Origin of the sequence: Paenibacillus sp. TAF43_2, from assembly GCF_052113545.1 — a bacterium.
Classification (GTDB): Bacteria; Bacillota; Bacilli; order Paenibacillales; family Paenibacillaceae; genus Pristimantibacillus.
In genome coordinates this window covers 1-19088 of the sequence record NZ_JBFRDK010000144.1, presented here as the reverse complement: position 1 = coordinate 19088, position 19088 = coordinate 1, and the positions used below count along the sequence as shown (strand labels likewise).

15 protein-coding genes, 2 pseudogenes, 1 riboswitch and 1 other annotated feature are annotated in these 19088 nt (G+C 42.8%); of the genes and pseudogenes, 16 read left to right on the top strand and 1 reads right to left on the bottom strand.

Annotated features, from left to right (window positions below):
* From AB4Z17_RS24535 to AB4Z17_RS24460, 16 genes and pseudogenes are all read left to right on the top strand, one after another.
* The coding region (locus tag AB4Z17_RS24535; protein WP_441962636.1) for a helix-turn-helix domain-containing protein at window positions 1–1024 on the top strand (1024 nt) is incomplete at its 5' end.
* A gap of 137 nt (window positions 1025–1161) precedes the next feature.
* Window positions 1162–2130, top strand: a complete 969-nt coding sequence (locus AB4Z17_RS24530) for an iron-hydroxamate ABC transporter substrate-binding protein (RefSeq protein WP_441907377.1) — start codon at window positions 1162–1164, stop codon at window positions 2128–2130.
* Between the two features lie 18 nt (window positions 2131–2148).
* Window positions 2149–2835 (top strand): annotated as a pseudogene (locus AB4Z17_RS24525) (FecCD family ABC transporter permease); the annotation flags it as partial.
* Window positions 2834–3766, top strand: a pseudogene (locus tag AB4Z17_RS24520) (FecCD family ABC transporter permease); the annotation flags it as partial. The pseudogenes AB4Z17_RS24525 and AB4Z17_RS24520, both read left to right, overlap by 2 nt.
* Before the next feature lie 178 nt (window positions 3767–3944).
* Window positions 3945–4206, top strand: a binding site (T-box leader).
* Window positions 4207–4348: 142 nt separating this feature from the next.
* Window positions 4349–5434, top strand: coding sequence for an aspartate-semialdehyde dehydrogenase (gene asd / locus AB4Z17_RS24515; RefSeq protein ID WP_441962634.1), 1086 nt, complete (start codon window positions 4349–4351; stop codon window positions 5432–5434).
* A gap of 252 nt (window positions 5435–5686) precedes the next feature.
* Window positions 5687–6253 carry a 5' nucleotidase, NT5C type gene (locus AB4Z17_RS24510; RefSeq protein WP_441962632.1) on the top strand — a complete coding sequence of 189 codons (567 nt, stop codon included), beginning with the start codon at window positions 5687–5689 and terminating at the stop codon, window positions 6251–6253.
* 5 nt (window positions 6254–6258) lie between these two features.
* A complete protein-coding gene (locus AB4Z17_RS24505) occupies window positions 6259–8025 on the top strand; it encodes a LamG-like jellyroll fold domain-containing protein (protein WP_441962631.1) in 1767 nt (588 codons plus the stop codon).
* Window positions 8026–8032: 7 nt separating this feature from the next.
* Window positions 8033–8827: a DeoR/GlpR family DNA-binding transcription regulator gene (locus AB4Z17_RS24500; protein WP_339202926.1), complete on the top strand. Its 795-nt coding sequence runs from the start codon at window positions 8033–8035 to the stop codon at window positions 8825–8827.
* A 267-nt stretch (window positions 8828–9094) separates the two neighbouring features.
* On the top strand, window positions 9095–9820 hold the full coding sequence (locus AB4Z17_RS24495; RefSeq protein ID WP_441907384.1) for a glycerophosphodiester phosphodiesterase: 726 nt from the start codon (window positions 9095–9097) through the stop codon (window positions 9818–9820).
* 32 nt (window positions 9821–9852) lie between these two features.
* Window positions 9853–10812: an ABC transporter permease gene (locus AB4Z17_RS24490; protein ID WP_441907385.1), complete on the top strand. Its 960-nt coding sequence runs from the start codon at window positions 9853–9855 to the stop codon at window positions 10810–10812.
* Between the two features lie 91 nt (window positions 10813–10903).
* Window positions 10904–12625, top strand: coding sequence for an extracellular solute-binding protein (locus AB4Z17_RS24485; protein WP_441962629.1), 1722 nt, complete (start codon window positions 10904–10906; stop codon window positions 12623–12625).
* 130 nt (window positions 12626–12755) lie between these two features.
* Window positions 12756–13667, top strand: a complete 912-nt coding sequence (locus AB4Z17_RS24480) for a carbohydrate ABC transporter permease (protein WP_372238946.1) — start codon at window positions 12756–12758, stop codon at window positions 13665–13667.
* A gap of 24 nt (window positions 13668–13691) precedes the next feature.
* Window positions 13692–14591, top strand: a complete 900-nt coding sequence (locus AB4Z17_RS24475) for a phosphoesterase (protein WP_441962628.1) — start codon at window positions 13692–13694, stop codon at window positions 14589–14591.
* 78 nt (window positions 14592–14669) lie between these two features.
* The gene (locus AB4Z17_RS24470) at window positions 14670–16022 is read left to right on the top strand and encodes an MATE family efflux transporter (RefSeq protein WP_441962626.1); all 1353 of its coding nucleotides are present in this window, start codon (window positions 14670–14672) and stop codon (window positions 16020–16022) included.
* Between the two features lie 235 nt (window positions 16023–16257).
* A riboswitch (cyclic di-AMP (ydaO/yuaA leader) is annotated at window positions 16258–16392 on the top strand.
* A gap of 3 nt (window positions 16393–16395) precedes the next feature.
* On the top strand, window positions 16396–16872 hold the full coding sequence (locus AB4Z17_RS24465; protein WP_441907389.1) for a C40 family peptidase: 477 nt from the start codon (window positions 16396–16398) through the stop codon (window positions 16870–16872).
* Window positions 16873–17006: 134 nt separating this feature from the next.
* Entirely contained in the window at window positions 17007–18194 is a 1188-nt protein-coding gene (locus AB4Z17_RS24460; RefSeq protein ID WP_441962637.1) for a chromate transporter, read from the top strand.
* A 71-nt stretch (window positions 18195–18265) separates the two neighbouring features.
* Here the strand turns inward: AB4Z17_RS24460 and AB4Z17_RS24455 are convergent.
* Window positions 18266–19088, bottom strand: an 823-nt coding sequence (locus tag AB4Z17_RS24455; RefSeq protein ID WP_441962624.1) for a phytoene desaturase family protein, incomplete at its 5' end; no start/stop codon positions are given.

Genomic DNA, 19088 nt, shown 5'->3' with positions numbered 1-19088 from the left:
CTTTAAGCAGTTAACCGGGTTTTCGCCAAGCGACTATTTGTCGCGTCTTCGTGTGCATCGCGCCAAAGAGCTATTGATTAGCGGTTCGGGTACGCTAAGGGAAATTGCTCTTAAGGTTGGCTACAAGGATGAATTTTATCTCAGCCGGCGTTTTAAACAGGAAACAGGGGCAGCACCTTCGGCGTACAACCGAGGCACTTTCCAGAGAGTGGCTGTATTGCTGACACCCTATGCGAGCCATTTGCTTTTACTTGGTTTGGAGCCGGCGGTAATCATCTCAGACAGCAGTGAATATTTGAATACGTCCGGACTTCAATCGCCTCAAACCATGAGGTTTATAAACGCTGACTGTTCGGCAGAACAAGTGAAATCGTTATTGCTCGATAACAACATTGAGCTGATTATTGCGGCAAATCAGCATTTGGATGAGTATGGGCTGAATGCAGAACAATTACGGGCAGTTGCGCCTATTGTGGAAATATCGTGGATGGAATTAGGCTGGAAAGAGCATCTTCGTCTTATTGCTCAAGTTATTCAGAGAAGAGATCGAGCAGAGCAGTGGCTAACAGAGTATCAGAGAGAGGAACAGCTCGCTCGTTCCTTAGTTCAGCAAAGCAGAGCCGCACAAGAAATTATAACGATACTCGTCATCAAGCCTGAACATTTGCTCGTTTATGGAGCGCGCAATGTCGGATGTGTGGTTTATCAATCGCTCGGATTACAGCCTCCTTCACGGATCAAGGAGGATATGGAGAAGCTTGGCGATAAATTTCATTCCATTCCGATTATGATATCGGAGCTTCCACAATATGCTGGGGATCGAATATTAGTTATCGTTTTTCCTGATGCGAAAGGATCAACTGCTCATTCAGATGTAATATTCAAATCTAATTATTGGAGTCAGCTTCCTGCCGTACAGCAAGGTAATGTACATCTGCTCAGCCATGATGAATGGATTCCATACAATCCCGTTTCAATTCGTTTGCAGCTTCAACGCGCTGTATCTTTATTCACAAGCAACTAATAGTCCAAGTTAATTTCCCAACAAAAAGGCATGGATCAGAGCATAATGCATCCCTATAATAACGTTATGGTAATGAAAATGATAATTATTTTCAATGCCTAAACATGATAGCAAAAGAAAAGGGAGAGAGTCATCTTATGAAAAAGCTTTTTGTTCCGTTCGTTCTATCTTTAGTTCTTATTCTGAGCGCTTGCGGCGGCAATCAAAACAATAATGCAAGCAGCGCACCTGAAGTATCATCCACGGATGCACCGAAAAATGAGGCGTCACCATCAACAACCTCAGATTCGGGCACCTTTACTTATCAATCAGAAAATGGCCCTGTGGAAGTTCCGACCAATCCACAGCGCGTCATTGTAATTACAAGGTTCTTAACAGGTAACGTTATGGCGTTAGGTGTGCCGCTTGTCGGCGTGGATGAAATGTCCAAGGATAACCCAAACTTTAAAGAAAAGCTAGCGAATACAGAAGCAGTTACAGATGAAAGTCTTGAGAAAATCATCGAGCTGAATCCTGATCTTATTATTGGACTATCTGATATAAAAAACATTGACAAGCTTAAGCAAATCGCTCCTACAGTTACTTATACTTACGGCAAAGTAGATTTCTTAACGCAACAGATTGAAATTGGCAAGCTTTTGAATAAAGAGCAGGAAGCTAAAAGCTGGGTCGATGATTTTAACGCGCGTACGAAAAAAGTTGGCGAAGAAATCAAAGCAAAAATCGGTGCGGATGCGACGGTTTCGGTTATCGAGACATTCAATAAGCAGCTTTATGTATATGGTGACAATTTCGGCCGCGGAACTGAAATCCTCTATCAACAATTCGGGCTAGGCATGCCTGAGAAGGTTAAAGAAGCGACGAAAGCAGAAGGATTTTTCGCAGTTTCAACTGAAGTTCTGAAGGACTACAGTGGGGATTATGTCATTTTCAGCAAAAACGCAGATGAGGACAATACGTTCCAAGACACAGAGACGTACAAAAATATTGCTGCTGTCAAAAACCAACACGTTTTTGAAGCTGATGCCAAAGCGTTCTACTTTAATGACCCGCTTAGCATGGAATATCAGTTAGAATTTTTCATTCAAAATTTTCTAGGAAAATAAAGTAAAGAAGAGAGTCCAATGAAAAGTAAACGACAATCTGTTTTAATTTCATATAAGCTCATAGGCTGCTTACTCATGCTTGTTCTGAGCTTCTTTCTATCCATGAAATTCGGAGCAGCGGATACGACATTTCGAGAGCTGTGGCTGGCTATCACGACCAACGTGAAGGACGATAATATTCTCGTCCTTCGCGAGATCCGGCTGCCTCGTGCGATAGCAGCGATATTGATCGGTGCTGCATTTGCCGTATCTGGCGCTATTATGCAAGGGGTCACACGCAACCCACTTGCAGATCCAGGCTTGCTAGGTCTCACTTCCGGCGCTAACATGGCGCTCGCATTGGCTTTTGTATTCATACCGGGGCTGAACTATTTCGGCATCATGCTTGCTTGTTTCCTCGGAGCTGCTCTTGGAGCAGCGCTGGTCATGGCTCTTGGCGCGACACGGCGAGGAAAATTGTCTCCGATGCGAATTATACTTGCTGGAGCAGCCGTTTCAGCTTTTTTGTACGCGATCTCAGATGGCGTCAGCATCTTTTTCAAAATTTCCAAGGATGTAACGATGTGGACTGCTGGAGGATTGATCGGAACAACTTGGTGGCAGCTTCAAGCCATTGCGCCGGTCATTCTTATAGGCATTGCGGCAGCTTTGATTCTCTCGAACCAAGTAGGCATACTGAGTCTGAGTGATGAGGTAGCGATGGGTCATCAGCATGGGTGTAGGGTACTCTAAGCTGTCGTTTGACAGACTGCTTCCTGTGCTGCTTGGCCATGGCACCTTCAAAGAGGATTTTGTCTTGTTTTCCGTACGTTTGCCGCGGATTTTGATCACCTTGCTGTCGGGTATGGCACTTGCACTGGCTGGTTCAATATTGCAAAGCGTCACTCGCAACGATCTCGCAGATCCTGGAATAATCGGCATCAATTCTGGTGCAGGCGTGGCGATCGCGATATTTTTTCTCTACTTTCCGATCGATGTAGGAACATTCGTTTATATTTTGCCGTTAGTCGCTTTCGTTGGCGCATTGCTCACAGCGGTTCTAATCTATTTTTTCTCGTACAGCCGAACACGCGGGCTTGACCCCATTCGACTGGTACTCGTCGGTGTCGGTTTTTCGATGGCGCTGTCGGGGATTATGATCGTCATTATTTCCTCAGCAGAACGCTCGAAGGTTGATTTTATCGCAAAATGGATTGCAGGTAATATATGGGGGGCGGATTGGCCGTTCATCTGGGCTTTGCTTCCATGGCTGTGCTTACTCATTCCGTTCACCTTGTATAAGTCGCATCGGCTGAATCTTCTTTCATTGAACGAAGAAACAGCGGTTGGTGTCGGTCTAAAGCTTGAACGGGAACGTCTCGTGTTGATTCTAACCGCGGTTGCCGCATCTGCGTCAGCTGTATCTGTGACAGGAGGAATTGCCTTTATTGGATTGATGGCACCGCATATTGCGAAAGCATTGGTTGGTCCACGCAATCAGCTGTTCATTCCTGTCGCTGTTTTGCTCGGCGGATTACTGCTGTTAGTAGCGGACACGATTGGCCGCAATATCGTCGATCCTGACGGTATACCTGCCGGTATCATGGTTTCATTGATTGGCGGCCCGTATTTTGTTTATTTACTGCTCAAAAAATAACAGTGTGCTAGCTTCATGAAAAGTTAATTTGAAGAGAGCAATGCACCATTTTGGGAGAAAACAGCATCTCGAGGACTTGTGTTAAACGGAGCACAGTTACTCAAATGTGTAATTTTTTCTACTTTTCAAAAATTATTGTTTACGTTAGAACAGATTTTTGATAATATAATCGCAACATTCAAATGCGATGAAGAGATGAGTAAATAAATGAATTCTTTCACAGAGAGCTCCGTTAGCTGAAAAGGAGTAAGAGTTCCTTATTGAACAAAGACTTAGAGCAGCACATCGGAACCGAGTTATGGGGGATGGTGTGACAGGAGCTCCTGTTACAGAGCTAGAGTATAAGCATGCGCTTGCATAGCCGTACTTGAAGAGGTTGATATGGCGACATATTGACGAATCTGGGGTGGTACCACGAGCATATTAATCTCGTCCCTAAGACTTACCATAGTCTTGGGGGTGGGATTTTTTTTATTGGTGCAAAGATTGCTCAGCGTACATTGTATATAAGGTATAACAAATTAAAATATTCGAATCGTAATTACAGAATGATTAAGCGATATAGAAAGGATTGAATATCGAATGACACAAAAATTAAAAGTAGGTATTGTTGGAGGAACAGGCATGGTGGGCCAGCGCTTTGTTGACCTGCTGGATCAGCATCCTTGGTTTGAGGTTACAGCTATTGCAGCTAGCGCCAGCTCGGCAGGTAAAACTTACGAGCAGTCGGTACAAGGCAGATGGAAGCTCACCAGCCCTATCCCTGAAGCTGTAAAAAATATTGTCGTTCTGGATGCTTCGAAAGTAGAGGAAGTTGCTAATCAGGTCGATTTTGTTTTTTGTGCAGTCGATATGAAAAAAGATGAAATCAAAGCGTTGGAAGAAGCTTATGCAAAAACAGGCACGCCTGTTGTATCCAACAATTCAGCTCACCGCTGGACGCCTGATATTCCTATGGTCATTCCAGAGATTAATCCTGGTCATTTGGAAGTCATTGCAGCACAGAGAAAGCGCCTTGGAACAGAAACTGGATTTATTGCTGTTAAGCCCAACTGTTCCATCCAGAGCTATGTACCTGCACTTCATGCATTGCTTGATTTCAAACCACAAGTTGTCATTGCATCGACGTATCAGGCGATATCTGGAGCAGGCAAAAACTTTACCGATTGGCCTGAAATGTTAGACAACGTCATCCCATATATTGGCGGAGAGGAAGAAAAGAGCGAGCAGGAGCCGCTGCGCATTTGGGGCAGCRTCGAAAATAATGAAATCGTAAAAGCGAACGCACCTTTAATTTCTACACAGTGTATCCGCGTTCCCGTTTTGGATGGACATTTGGCAACTGTGTTTGTATCATTTGAAAACAAACCTTCGAAAGAAGAAATTCTCGAGCGTTGGCAGCAATTCAAAGGTCGTCCTCAGGAGCTTGGCTTGCCAAGCGCACCGAAACAGTTTATTACGTATTTCGAGGAAGAGAACAGACCGCAAACGAGACTAGATCGTGACATTGAACAGGGCATGGGCGTTTCAGCGGGAAGATTGCGTGAAGACTCTGTATACGATTATAAATTTGTCGGACTATCTCATAATACAATACGTGGAGCTGCGGGCGGTGCTGTGCTGATTGCCGAGCTTCTTAAAGCAGAAGGCTATATTCAAGCAAAATAGAACAATGCATAAGCAGTATAAAATGATTAACAGGTTCATTATGATTAAAGACCATCCTTCGGGATGGTTTTTTTTATATAACGAGTTGTGTTTTTATTAGCTGCTTTCAACCCATTTAGATTTACAGTAAGTTAATATGTATTTGAGATGGTGAAAACAATTCGTGCCTATAATTGTGGTATGTAGACTGTTTGTTACCGATTCGTTTTGTTTTGTTGAACAATTAAATGCTTTGAACAAGGAGAGATTGGATTGAAACGCATAGCGATTGATATGGATGAGGTAATGGCGGATACTGCGGGTGCGCATTTGGAATGGTACAACAGGGATTTTAACGATAACCTGCTGATTACGGATTTGCATGGAACAACCTTGTCGCAATTGAGGCCTCAGCTAAAAAAAGAAATAGACCGTTGTTTTGACAATGAAGTTTTTTTTCGTGAACTAAAGGTTATTGAACATAGCCAAGAAGTCATACGCGAGCTCAGTCAATTTTATGAGATTTATATTACGACTGCAGCGATGGAGGTTCCGGCATCATTTAAAGCCAAGTACGAGTGGTTGCTCGAGCACTTTAGTTTTCTAAACAATATGAATTTTGTGTTTTGCGGAAATAAGAGTGTCATTCACGCTGATTATTTGATTGATGACAATGTAAAGCAGCTTGAACGCTTTCGAGGTCAAGGCATTCTTTACGATGCCCCGCACAATATTCATAAGACCGGATATGTTCGGGTGCATAACTGGGCTGAAGTAAGGGACTATTTCATGGACAAGGAAYGACAAACAGACGATCTTAATGTAGAGAAGGATGGTTGAGCACTATGGAGCAAGGACGTGTCATGCACATTCCGCAGCGGCAGCAGCCTGTCAATGTGTTGACTCATTGGATATTTGATTCCGTGAACACATTGTCTGGTTCGATTGAGGAAAGGAATTTGATCCTAAACGATGTAAGTGGCAGCGGGAATCATATTAGGATGGTTACGACGCAGGATGTTTTGGAGCAGCCTGATAAGGTTCTGCTTGGATGGATGGAAGGAAGCCGTAACGAAGCGGGATTAACTTTTCGAAACGATCAATGCAATAAAGGAAGCGGTAGTTATTTTCAAACGGTGGAGAATGCTCCCATTAATCATGACCGATTAGAACATGGGTACACGATTGAAGCAATCGTTCAATTGCCTGAGCCATTTCATGAGGATAAACATAGCTGGATGGGGGTGCTTACGAGACAGGGCAGGGGCGTTGACATCGGCAACTCGGGAGAAAATGAACTGCTTGCGACATTGTCTGTTTCGAACTGCAAGGAATACCAATGGATATGTCATCCAACGAATCGATTATCCTCGGTAACGAGCTGGTCGCGTTATTTGAATACAGGACAATGGCATCATATCGCAATTGTGAACGATAGGGAACAAACGCTAATGTATGTGAACGGAATTTGTGATTACAGCAGTCCTGCCAAATCAATTGTCGGCGTTTCTGGCGTTGAAGGCAAAGGATGGAATATTGGAGCTTCGGAGTGGGGCGGTCAATTGGATCAATTATTTTCCGGAACCATTCGAGAAATCCGTATTGCTAATGAGCCTCTGGATAGAGCAGATTGGTTGCAAAACATTAGTCCACAGCAAGTTCTTCAAGGCACGAATGAGCATGTTTCACTTTTGCAGCAGGAAACCAATTACAATTTCGCTTTTATTCCAGATGCTCAGAAGCTGGTCTACTTAAATCCGGAAATGTTTGAAGCACAGGTTGATTGGATTGTGAATAATGAGTTGAACAGTAAAATTGCAATGACTGCCTATGTAGGTGATATTGTTGATCATAGTGACGCCTTAGAGGAGTGGGAACGCTCCTCCAGTGCAATCTCTGCTATGGATCAGTCACGTACTCCGTATTTGATGACAGCTGGAAATCATGACTATAATGAGGAAGATACTTATTTGAATTATTTTGGCCCAGAACGTTTTCTCAGCAAAGATTATTATAAGGGCAGTTCACCATCAAGATATAGTTCATTTGGCATTGTACAGGCTGGAAGCTATCATTATTTATGGTTAATGGTAGATATGCAGCATCTTATAAAGGACTTGGCATGGTGTAAAATAGTGCTTGATGAACATAGCGATATGCCAACTATTCTTGTTTCGCATGATATTTTGTATACAACGGGTGATAGTCAAAATCTAATTTCACATGAATCGGAAAACGGGAAAATCATATGGGATGAGCTGGTTGCTCCCTATAACCAAGTGTTCATGACGGCTAATGGGCATTATAACGGCAATTTTCACCAAACAAGGCAGAACAATTCAGGTCACGAGGTTATACAGCTGCTAATCAATTATCAAGACAGCTACCGCGGCGGCAATGGTTGGATGAGATTGGCTCAATTTAACGAGGACGACAATCATATTTGTTTTCAAACCTATTCTCCTTGGGTGGAAATGTTAGGGCAAAGCGAATCTTTGACCTATCCGGATTATCGCTATTTAACAGGAAAATATGATTCRTTTACCTTTTCATTTGATTTTAAAAAACGGTTTTCCTTTGTGAATAATAGCATAAGGCTAGAAATGGAGTGATCTTTGAATGTCTCTTTTATCAGAAGATCGAAAACAGTATATTCTCGTTCAGCTGGATACCTTCGGGAAGGTGCAGGTCATTTCGCTAGCGGAACAGCTTCAGGTTTCTCTTGAAACGATTAGACGTGATCTGTTTGTGCTGGAGGAGGAAGGAAAGCTTAAACGTGTATATGGCGGAGCTGTAAAGGTGCAATATGAGAAAGGCGAGCCACCCTATCAGCAGCGTCAAATTCTTAATCTTGAAGCTAAACAGGTTATTGGGCAGCGAGCGGTAGATCTGATCAATGACGGGAACACAATTTATATGGATACCGGTACAACGATTCATGAAATGGCACGAGCTCTGCGAGGCAAAAAAAGGATAACGGTTATTACCAACTCCTTAACGGTAGCGAATCTTCTAACGGAATCATTAACGCAAGGATTGTTTAACGGACGAGTCATTATTTTGGGAGGCGAAATCTCGCCAGAGCAGCAGTCAGTCAGCGGTCATATATCACAGGAAATACTTAAAAACTTTTACGTGGACAGAGCTTTTGTTTCCGTAGGCGGTATTTCAATCGAGACAGGAATTAGCGATTACGATATGAATGATTCCGTTATTTCAAAAATGATTATATTGAAGGCGAAGGAAGTGATCGTGTTAGCGGATCACAGCAAGATTAGTATACAAGCATTTTGCCATATTGCACCTTTAGAATCGATTGATGTTGTCGTATGCGAGAAGGACCATCCTGAAGCATGGGCACAAGAGCTCGAAATAAAAGGCATTACTTGGATAAACGCAAGTCAAATCAATTAAGCGAGAAGAATCGGACGCAGCTCCGGTTCTTCTTTTTTATTTTGCGAACATGATTAGCTTAAAATAATAGGTACGGCTGGATTTTCGGCTTGAAATTGAACAATCATACAACAAACAACAACATCGGGCTTAATGATACCTTATTATTACGAAAATACCACGATAACAATCTTTAACTACACTATAAATATCACAACAACAGTAATAAGTGCTTCATTAATTACTCATTAGAGAAATTTTGAAATTAGAAGAATAGGAGAATGGTTTATGACTTGTCAAACTTTTCCGCTCATTTGCGCCCATACAGGGAGCGGTGCTGCACCGGATAACACAAGGGCTTCCTTTCTGGAGAGCATAGCTATGCGTGCAGACGTGGCAGAAGTTGATCTTAGGGTGACAGAGGACGGTAAGGTGGTATTGCTTCATGACCATAGCCCGCTGCTTGCCGAATTGACATTTGAGCAATTGAACCGGCCGGAAAACCGCGTAAAGCTCAGCCCTGTTTACGAAAGCCACACCATTACGACACTCGATGAAGTTCTAGGCTTGGCAAGAGAATACGGTATAAAGCTCAATTTGGATATCAAAACAAATGCGGTAATTGAACCAGCGATTAAGAGTATAAGGAATTTTGAAATGGAGGAGCTTGTATTCATTACAGGGTGCTCGGACGAAATTACGAACCGCCACCGGGGAATTAAGGTTCTTTATAACACGCCGGATGTACTTACTGAACAAGAGGAACTCGACTATATCGGATGGGTACGAATCGTTTGCGAATGGGCAAATGTAGGCGGATATTACGGCTTAAACCTGAATTACCGAACTTGCCGCAGCGAATTGGTGGAATATGCACATAGGCTGGGTTTGGCAGTGTGGGTCTATACCGTTGATGATAGGGAATCTCTTATCGAGATGATTCATTTAGGTGTCGAYGAAATAACGACAAACGAGGTTAATCTGCTGAAACAATTAAAGCTGGAAACAGGTTAATTCAAAAATGATTACGAAGGGAGAAGCCCTCATTGCAAACCAAAGTGGCTTTAGTACCAGCTGGAAATCGAAAAAAACAGCGTCTTGTTTATTTGTTGAAAAAAATATGGTTATACCGCTATTTGTATTTCATGCTTCTGCCTTGTCTAGCTTCCTTCATTATTTTTTCCTATATCCCAATGGGTGGGTTGCTTCTAGCGTTTAAGGAATTCAAATTTAATCAAACCATACTTGAGAGTCCGTGGGTCGGCTTCGAATATTTCGCAAAGTTTTTCAACGATGTTCAAAGTATGACGCTGATCAAAAACACACTCATCATCAGCTCAATGAAGCTATTTCTCGGTTTGCCGTTCCCGATTTTACTTGCGCTAATGTTCAATGAAATTAAAAACCGTGCCTTTAAAAACATCGCCCAGAGTATCTCGTATTTACCGCATTTTATGTCATGGGTCATCGTTATTGGTTTAGTACAAAGAACATTGGCGCCGGATACTGGTTTGCTTAATGAAGCGATCACCTATTTTGGGGGAGACGGCAGCACATTCTTTATGAATGAAGCCAAATATTTTTATCAAATCATGTTCGGCAGCCACATATGGAAAACAATCGGCTGGGATTCCATCATCTATTTGGCAGCCATCGCTGGAATTAATCAAGACATGTATGAAGCGGCCAAAATTGACGGGGCAAGCAAATGGGCGGAAATATGGCATATAACCCTCCCGTCGATTCGTCCGACCATTCTCATCGTGTTTATTCTATCGCTTGGAAGCATTTTGTCTGCGGGATTCGACCAGCTATATTTGCTCAAAATGCCAGGAAACAGTGATTTGGTAGATATTCTGGATACGTATGTGATCCGCGTGGGCTTGCAGCAAGGCCAATACGGATATGCAACGGCAGTCGGTATGATGCAAGGTGTTATCGCTTTAGTTCTTGTAGTCACTGCCAATCGTTTTGCACGAAAAGTGTCCGGCACTTCGGTTTGGTAACTTGTTCGATAGAAGCATTTTTCCTTGAAGAGAGACGCTTAACCGCGTTTTTCCATATAAATTAAAAAGAGAAGGTAGGAATGGAGATATCATGTTTAAGAACAAAAATTGGGCAAGACTGTTGACGGTTCCGATTATAGCTTCCTTGTTAATTACTGGCTGCGCGGCCAAAGAAACAAATTCAACAAATTCAGGGAACAAGCAGGAAGGCGTCAAAGATAACAAAGATAAACCTGCGACTTGGATTGCCGACCGCAAAATTAAAGGCTTAATCTTTATGGGGGCAGACGATTTTACGGAAGAGATGAACCCGGAAATATTAAAACAAATTAAAGAGAAAACGGGAATTGATTATCAAATTAATATTATGCCGGCCAATCGTTCGCTCGACGGCTTGATTGCTGGACTTGCTTCGGGTGACTTGCCTGACTTTATCGGATTTTATTTGAATCATAGCGGTCGACCAGAAATGCCGGTTGTACTAAAAGCAGCTCGTGAAGGCATGTTCACGGATTTGACTCCGTTTATGAAGGATACGAAAGTATACAGCAAGTATCTAGAAGATGGCTATCTGCCGCTTGATACAAAAAACGGCGTCATGTTCCGTCCAGAGTTTAACGGCTCAGCCTATTTCATGCACATGAATATTTCGAGAGAAACAGGCTATGAAACGCGGAAAATGTTAGGCGGACCATTTATTCGCAAGGATATTGCCGAAGCGCTTAATATCGATCCAAAAACGATTACAACATCCGAGAAGTTGTATGAGGCGGCACAAAAAATTAAAGCTGGAAATTTTAAAGACAACAATGGAAAAGACATTGCCAGCGTTATTGGCCCAAGATACTGGGGTGGAACAGAAGTTAAAGCGTTGTATAGTGACTTGACTGTAAATGTGAACCAAACCTTTGTACGGAATAAGGAAGGTAAAATTGTACACGAGAGTCAAACGGAGTACCCGCTCAAGCGTGTAGCGTTTGTTCAAAAGCTGCTGAAAGAAAAACTAATGAATCCTGAGTTTTATACGATGGAAGAAAATCGTGCAACAGAAGGCATTTTGAACGGCTCCTTCGCGATCATTGCTGATATGCATAACTATCTTGAATTTAATAAGGACGTGCATTACTTGCCGATTGGTCCGTTAAATGAAGCGGACAAGCCTTACCAGATGAAGCTTAGCTATAAAACGGCTGGCGGCGCTTGGGCGATTCCATCTTCAACCAAAAATCCCGAAGATATCGTCAAATTCGCCGACTTCTTGGCGAGCCGCGAAGGCAAGCTGCTCTGGCAATACGGAATTGAAGGAAGAGACTACACACTTGATGATAAGGGCAACCCGATTGTGAAAAATGAAGTATTGGAATTGAAAGATAAAGATTCTAAAGCCGCGAAAGCGCTTGGGTTTGCTGGCGTAGGCAACTATTGGGGCGAAATTCTTGGCAATACAGATGTTGATCGTATAGCGGATTTTGGTGAAACAGAATACGGTAATGCTGCCAAACCTAATATCAATGAGGGACCGCTCAAGATTGCTGAGTATTGGGAGTGGGATAAAAAAAGAGCGAATGCAATAATCTCAGATACGTATGCTCCAACGGCTTTCCTTGGCGAGTTTGCGAAGGAAACGGAATTAAAAGCTGCACTTGATAATTATGACGAAAGCCTCAAACGTGCTTATTATGCTAAAAGCCAGGATCAAGTAACGAAAATATTGGAGTCAGCATCTGAACAATTAAAAGCTGCAGGCTTGGATGATTACTTAGCATTGCTTGAGAAAAAAGATAGCGATCCAAATACAAAAGTAGAACTATAACATTCATTAAAGCTGCTGGTGGTCTGTTTCATTCGTACATGAAATGTACTGCGATGAGACGGACCACTAACGCTAAGGACATGCTTCCGAGGCTGTTTTGCTTCGCAAATGTTGAAGGAGTGCAAATAACGTGGATAAACCATTTTATAAGATTTCTACAGGAGAAAAATTAATTCAGATTGCYATCTATGTATTGATCATTCTTTTATGTTTATCTATCATTCTTCCGTTTCTGAACATCTTTGCTTTGTCCTTTAATTCAGGTAAAGATGCGGAAAGAGGAGGCATCTATTTGTGGCCGAGATTATGGTCTATTGAAAACTATAAGGAAGTTTTCTCATCCTCCAATATTGTAAGTGCATTCGGCATTTCGATGTTCCGAACGATTGTCGGGACATTAGCGAGCGTCTTTTTGACGGCGATGGCAGCTTATGCATTAAAGAGAAAAGCGATGCCAGGCGTTCGATTTTTTACCATGCTTATTTTTTTCACCATGTTGTTTAGCGGCGGCATCATTCCATACTATTTGCTGCTCAAAGACTTGCATTTGACGAATACAATCTGGGTTTATATCATTCCGGGATTGTATAGTGCATGGAATTTAATAATTATGCGGACTTTCTTCCAAGAGATCAGTCCGAGCCTCGAAGAATCTGCAAGAATTGATGGATATAATGATTTTTCAATTTTCATGAAGGTGATCATGCCGCTCAGCAGGCCGGTTGTGGCTGTCATCGCGTTATTTAACGCAGTGGGGCATTGGAATGATTGGTTTACAGGTGCCTTCTATGTTCGAGAGAGCAATCTGCGGCCTTTATCGACATTGCTGCAGGAAATGCTGACCCGGGCAGATGCGCTTCGAAATACGCTCGAGCAAGCGGCTGGATCGACGCAATATGAAATGCTGGACAAAATTCAGGTGACAGGAAACTCGCTGAAAATGGCGACAATTATTATCGTCATCACACCGATTATTATGATTTATCCATTTATTCAGAAGTATTTTGCCAAAGGCGTTATGATCGGTTCGGTCAAAGAATAAGGCAGGAACGGAGGAACATAGTGAATGACACAAATAATCATTTCAAATCCTTATGATAAACAAGAGGGCATGTGGCTGAAAGGGAGCTTCCATAACCATACAACAAATAGTGCTTGCGGCTCTCAAACGCTTGAGACAGTTTACCGGATGTATGGGCAATACGATTTCCTCGGTATTTCCGACCATGATTACATTACCGTTCATGAAGGGAAGCGTTCAATCACGACTGTATTCGAAGCGATGGAGGTTAGCAGTCCGCAAAGGCATATGCTTCTCATTAACCCTCCGCGCTCGATGATGGACAACTATTCAAACGAGTTTTCGGTAGAAAGGTATCAGCAGTTTTCTGACCTTTGCACGAAGCAAGGGGGAATGAGCGTACTCTTACATCCGAATCGTTATTATTCGCAGTATTGGCCGATTGAAGATATGCTCGCGATGCCTTGCTACACCGGAATCGAGATCGTAAATGGCGAAGGAAATCCAGCGTTCGACATTGCGTTCGACAAATGGGATGCGCTGCTCTCAGCTGGGCGAAAAGTATGGGGGTTTGGCGGAGACGATTTTCATGTATATGGGCAAGAGAAACGAACTTGGAATATGGTGCTTGCAGAGCAAAACACCAATGAGAGTATTACTTCAGCGATGAAATCCGGAAGCTTCTATGTTTCCACAGGCTATGGGTTTGAGTCGATTCAAGCAGCGGATGGGACGATTGAGTTTAAGCTGCTTGCGAGTGAAGGATTGGACCGGATGTACAAATACGCAACCTTGTTTGGCAAAGACGGAAATGTACTATACGAGACTTCTGGTCGTTTCAATAGCGTTAGTTACAAGTGTCGTGGTGATGAAGGTTACGTAAGGGCGGCAGTTTATTTGGAAGGCGGTTTTGGCGCATTCTCTCAACCCCTATTTGTTGGATAGGGTGTACTCTCAAACATGATAACAGTAGTCTGACGATAACAGCAGGGTAGTACACGAACAGGAAGAATGTGAATTTGAATGAGTAAACAGGTTGATCCGCGCCAAAAGAGCATCATCTCGATAACATGGCCTATCTTTATTGAAGCTTTATTTGGGATGCTGATTGGAACGGTCGATACGATGATGCTAAGCAGCTACTCTGATGGAGCAGTGGCAGCGGTTGGGATAGCTAATCAGATTTTAGTTGTAGTGGGCTTGATGTTTGGATTTGTTACGGTAGGTACAAGTGTCATTCTCAATCAATGGCTCGGCGCAGGCAACTTGCATGGCGCTGATCGAATCGGGAGAACGGCGCTTACTTTGAATGTCATGCTCGGTTTAATAGCTAGCGTAGGATTGATTGTCTATGCCGACGTGTTTTTAGCGCTTTTTAAAGTGCCCGAGGATGTGATGGCAGAAGGAGTCAGCTATCTATCAATTGTTGGCAGCTCCGTCTTCATCACAGCAATAAGCATGACGTTAGGTACTATTTTACGATGCCGCGGTATTGTGAAAGAAATGATGTTCATCGCATTGGGGATTAATGTACTTCATATTACCTTGAATTATCTGGTGCTGATGGAGCCCTTCGGCTTACCTAATTTAGGTGTAGAAGGAGTAGCAGCATCTACATGGATAACCCGTGCCATAGGGATGACCGCTTATTTGATTTTATGTATTCGAAGCTTGGAGTATAAGGTTGGCTTGATTAGTCCATTTAAGTTTCAAAGAAAAAATATTGGCCTTATATTTAAACTAGGTATTCCTTCGGCAGGTGAGCATGTTTCTTATAATCTTTCACAGGTTGTAATCACATATTTAGTCACGCTGATCGGTACGACAGCGTTAACGACAAAAATTTATTCGCAGAGCATAACTTCTTTTGTTTTTGTTTTTTCAATGGCAATAGGTCAAGGAACGCAAATTATTGTTGGACATCTGATTGGAGCCCATCAGAAGGATGATGCTTATCGATCCAGTATGCAAAGTTTGAAGCTGGCGTTCGTCATTTCTCTTGCGCTTGGTATTTGTATCTATAGCTTCTCAGCTCTATTGCTCAGCCTCTTTACTAATGATGCGGAAATTATATTGTTAGGCAAGCAGCTCATGTTGTTATCGATTATGCTGGAGCCGGCTCGGGCTTGCAACATGGTGCTTATCAGTTGTCTAAATGCGGCTGGAGATGTGAAATTTCCAGTTGCTGCCGGGTTAGTATCCATGTGGGGGATTAGTGTGCCGCTGGCATACGTGTTCGGGATTGTGTTCGACATGGGGTTGGTAGGAATATGGCTGGCCTTTTCAATCGATGAATGGATAAGAGCTTTACTGATGCTCTACAGATGGAGGAGACGTTCTTGGCAAAAGGTCGATATTTTGGCGAAACTTGCTTAACTAGAAAGAGTAACTGTATGAAAATACGGATACTCTTTTTTTGTGTTTAAACCGTTATATTTTGAAAATATGATTGGAAATTCATCTATTTTAATTACAAAAAAACCAGCACTTTTGACAAAAATCATGTAGTGAACAGCTAAATAAATAATAATATTGAAGAAAAATGAAAGTATTCTAATAAACCAATTGCAGGATTATGGTAAAAAAAATCGAATTTAACGATACTATAAGGTTTATTGACATGCCGAGTTCTGTATATCGGAAACGGGGGAACCACCCAGGGTGAATTGCTTAATGTATGTTTTTAAGCATAGGGATCTTCAACCGAACCCATAAGCTAACCTCGTAGGCACCGAAGGGAGAAGTTGTTTTGAAGAAGGGTTTTATTTTATTGTTATCCTGCTTGCTGCTGCTTACTGGAGGAGGAAGCGTGCTTGCAGATAAGTCGGCCAAGTCTGTGCTTACGGATTCCATAAGCGAGGTTGTTGGAACTCCTTATAAATGGGGAGGCACAACGAGCAAAGGGTTTGACTGCTCGGGTTTTATTCTGCATATCTTTAATCAATTTGATGTAAAGCTGCCTAGAACATCGCAATCGCAATCAGACACAGGCACAGAGGTTAATAAAGATGAACTACGCGTGGGTGATCTTGTGTTCTTCAACACAAGCGGCAAAGGCGTTTCTCATGCGGGCATTTACATTGGGGATGGGAAATTTGCTCATTCTTCTACAAGCAAAGGGGTTACAATTACAAACCTTAACGATTCTTATTATGCAAAACGTTATGTAACAGCAAGGCGTGTCGTAACGGAAGATACATTTGCTGCGATGATGGAGTCTAAATAAAGCGTAATGATTTTAAAAACCACCTTACGAGGTGGTTTTTTTTATGTAACCATTTATTAAGTATTTGTTAAAGGGTTGTAAGCCAATAATTCGCAAGCTTACAATGTAAATAACATGAGTAATGGAATGAGGCTATAGGATTGAAAAGAGGAACAATCGCATCTTTAGTAGAGGTACTAGCTGTATCAACTAAACTAGGACTTACCTCATTTGGGGGTCCGATAGCCCATCTGGGTTATTTTCACAATGAGTATATTCGTCGCCGCAAATGGATGGATGAACGAAGTTATGCAGACCTCGTTGCTTTATGTCAGTTTCTACCCGGGCCAGCCAGCAGTCAAGTTGGGATCGGTATAGGGATAGTTAGGGCTGGGTTATTGGGCGGACTAGTGGCTTGGTTAGGATTCACACTGCCATCGATCATTGCATTAGTTGCCTTTGCTTTTTTGCTGCAAGGATTTGATCTTGGAAACACAGGCTGGATTCATGGATTGAAAATTGTAGCGGTTGCCATCGTTGCTCATGCCATTCTAGGGATGGGACAGAAACTAACACCGGATCGAAACAGAGCTACGATAGCAGTCATCGCTGCTGCGGCAACGTTATATTGGCAAACGGTCTATAGTCAAGTGATCATTATTGCTGCAGCAGGGCTGATCGGGGTATGGTTATATCATAAGAAAACAGTCGAGGGTACTCCTGATTTGAACATTCGGATTAGCCGTTCCCTTGCAATCTCCTGCCTCGTTATATTTCTCACGCTGCTTATTGTTTTGCCATTTCTAAGGCAATGGGGAAATATGGAATGGATAGCGATGTTCGATAGCTATTATCGTGCAGGCTCATTGGTGTTTGGAGGCGGACATGTTGTGCTGCCGCTGCTTGAGAATGAAGTTGTCTTTACCGGGTGGGTTAATGAATCGGATTTTTTAGCAGGTTATAGCGCTGCGCAGGCTGTGCCTGGTCCACTTTTTACATTCGCTAGTTATCTTGGTACTCTTTCTGGTGGATTAACTGGAGCCATTGTTGCAACTACAGCAATTTTTTTGCCGGCATTTCTTCTCGTTGCTGGAACATTGCCGTTTTGGAATGTGTTGCGAAATAACTCAAAAATCCAAGGTGCATTAGTTGGCATTAACGCCGCTGTAGTTGGCATATTGCTTGCTGCACTGTATGATCCGCTTTGGACTAGCGCGATAGTAGAGTCCGGTGATTTTATTTTGGCTGCCGTATTGTTTATTATGCTTGTTTTTTGGAAGCTACCACCTTGGATGATTGTTGTGGCTGGCGCATTAGGCGGAATGGTCCTTGAACTTATTTAATAATTAATCAATAGATAAAAACCTCTAATCCGCGATAACGGATTAGAGGTTTTTTATTTGAATTAATCTGTCTACATGACGGATTTTGCAGCAATGCTCAATTGCTCTTTAATGAGGTCAGCGGTGAGTTGTCCGGATAAAGTGACCATCGGGACGCCGCCACCGGGGTGCGTTGATCCGCCAACGAAATAAAGATTATCGAGCAGCTTGCTTTTGCTTGGAATTTTGAAGCCGCCGTTAAGCTTGCGGTCCGTTACAATGCCGTAGATGGAACCGCCATTAGAACCATAAAGCTGCTGGATATCATCTGGAGTGAAGGTATATTCAAACTCAATATGCTGTCTCAGCGCCGTTAGTCCCATACGTTCGAGCTTATTCAGAACTAGGTCTCTGTAAGCCGCCTTCTGTGACTCGAAGCTTTCACCAGGTTTGAGCGGCGGCACATGAGTAAGCACAAATAGATTTTCTTTGCCCTGCGGCGCCTGTCCTGGATCGGTTTTGCTTGAAACCCCGATGTACACTGTTGGATCATCTGTAGGTTTGCCTTCGACAAATATATCGTTGAACTCTTTATCTGGATCTTCAGAGAAGAAGAAATTATGGTGCAGAAGCTGATCATACACTTTATCCACGCCAAGAAGCAGCACAAGTCCTGATACAGTAGGCTCGTATTTTGCTAAATCCTTTACGCGGTCGGCCGATTTCGGATGATGCTGCAGCAGTGTCTGATGCGCTGGAATTGCCTCAAGATTAGACACAATCAGATCAGCTTCTATTACGCTGCCATCTTCTAAAGTTACCCCTGTTGCGTTTTGGCCGACTGTATTCATTTGAGCAACTGGAGCTGAAGTGCGAACCTCCACACCGAGCTCATCAAGCAGCTTAAGCATACCC

Excerpts from the sequence above, each read along its gene's own strand:
- AB4Z17_RS24530 (WP_441907377.1), top strand. The coding sequence starts at position 1,162 with ATGAAAAAGCTTTTTGTTCCGTTCGTTCTATCTTTAGTTCTTATTCTG.
- AB4Z17_RS24500 (WP_339202926.1), top strand. The coding sequence starts at position 8,033 with ATGTCTCTTTTATCAGAAGATCGAAAACAGTATATTCTCGTTCAGCTG.
- AB4Z17_RS24485 (WP_441962629.1), top strand. The coding sequence starts at position 10,904 with ATGTTTAAGAACAAAAATTGGGCAAGACTGTTGACGGTTCCGATTATA.
- AB4Z17_RS24475 (WP_441962628.1), top strand. The coding sequence starts at position 13,692 with ATGACACAAATAATCATTTCAAATCCTTATGATAAACAAGAGGGCATG.
- AB4Z17_RS24470 (WP_441962626.1), top strand. The coding sequence starts at position 14,670 with ATGAGTAAACAGGTTGATCCGCGCCAAAAGAGCATCATCTCGATAACA.